This is a genomic window from Micromonospora sp. NPDC023966 (assembly GCF_040639095.1).
In the GTDB taxonomy this organism is placed as follows: Bacteria; Actinomycetota; Actinomycetes; order Mycobacteriales; family Micromonosporaceae; genus Micromonospora.
In genome coordinates, this window is the sequence record NZ_JBEZZJ010000087.1 from 1 (window position 1) to 1,408 (window position 1,408).

Sequence of the window (1,408 nt, forward strand, 5' to 3'; positions counted from 1 at the left end):
TCGCGGCTACCTATTGACTGGTGCTACGACCGCAGCCAGGCCAGGCTTGGTCGAGGTGACCGGTGGGGTCGCTCTCATCGCGGCTGCCCACCGCAGGTTGGTGTGGCTCTCATCTGGCGTGCGCCCCGCCGGTCACCGCGGCGGTGAGAGGCTCAAGAGGGGACTGCCCGGCTCAAGGTAGCGCTGCCCTCCCGTCGACGAACACTGTCGAATCGAGGGAGGACACGATGGCTCAGGTCATCATCGGCGTGGACCCGCACAAGCGTTCCGCCACCATCGAGATCATCAACGCTCGGGAGAAGACAGTCGGGCAGGGCCGGTTCGGCACCGACCGCGACGGCTACCAGGCCATGCTGAGCGCCGGCCGCAAGCACAAGGACCGCCTTTGGGCGGTCGAGGGCTGCAACGGCATCGGGCGGCACGTCGCTCAACGGCTGGTCGCTGACGGTGAGACCGTCGTGGATGTGCCCGCGAAGCTGTCCGCCCGGGCCCGGGTGTTCGCCACCGGCAAGGGCCGCAAGACCGACCCGGTCGATGCCCGCAGCGTCGCCGTGGTCGCCCTGCGCACCGAAGGCCTGCGGCAGGTCGTCACCGACGACACCACGGTCGCGTTACGGCTGCTGGTCGACCGGCGTGACCAGCTCGGCCGGGCCCGCACCGAAGTGGTCTCCCGGCTGCATCACCTGCTACTCGAACTGGTGCCCGGCGGCGCGAAGAAGGACCTGTCCGCCCAGCAGGCCCGCGCCCTGCTGGGCACCGTGCGCCCGCGCGACGTGGTCGGCAAGACCCGCCGCCGGCTGGCCTCCGAGCTGATCGGCGAACTCGTCGTCATCGACAAGAAGATCAAAACCGCGAAACAGGAACTCACCGACCCGGTCAACAGCACCGGAAGCCGGCTGATGGACCTGACCGGCATCGGACCGTCCGGCGCGGCCCGCCTGATCGGCGACATCGGCGACATCGCCCGGTTCGCCAGCCGCGCCCACTTCGCCTCGTGGAACGGCACCGCACCGATCGACGCCTCGTCCGGCGAGCAGAACCGGCACCGGCTCTCCAGAGCCGGGAACCGGCGCATCAACCGGGCGCTGCACATCATGGCCATCGTCCAGCTGCGCCGTGACACCGAAGGCCGCCGCTACTACCGGCGCAGACTGGCTGCGGGCAAAACCCCGATGGAGGCCCTACGGGCACTGAAACGGCGGCTGTCCGACATCGTCTACCGGCAGATGGTCACCGACGCGAAGCTGGTCAGGACGGGTCCGGGAGGACACGTGGGGGCGACTCTGCAATCCAGCGCGGCCGACCTGAACCCCGAGATCGACACTTCGGAAAAGTCACTTCCCGGACCCGCCACACCCCAGCCTAGAACACCCCTCTTGATCATCACTTGACACAGAGGGGTGCCAGA

At 68.7% G+C, this 1,408-nt stretch carries 1 protein-coding gene; it reads left to right on the forward strand.

The features are described from left to right. Window positions 1-227: 227 nt before the first annotated feature. Window positions 228-1,391: an IS110 family transposase gene (locus AB0F68_RS35215; protein WP_357346218.1), complete on the forward strand. Its 1,164-nt coding sequence runs from the start codon at window positions 228-230 to the stop codon at window positions 1,389-1,391. The last annotated feature ends 17 nt before the right edge of the window (window positions 1,392-1,408 follow it).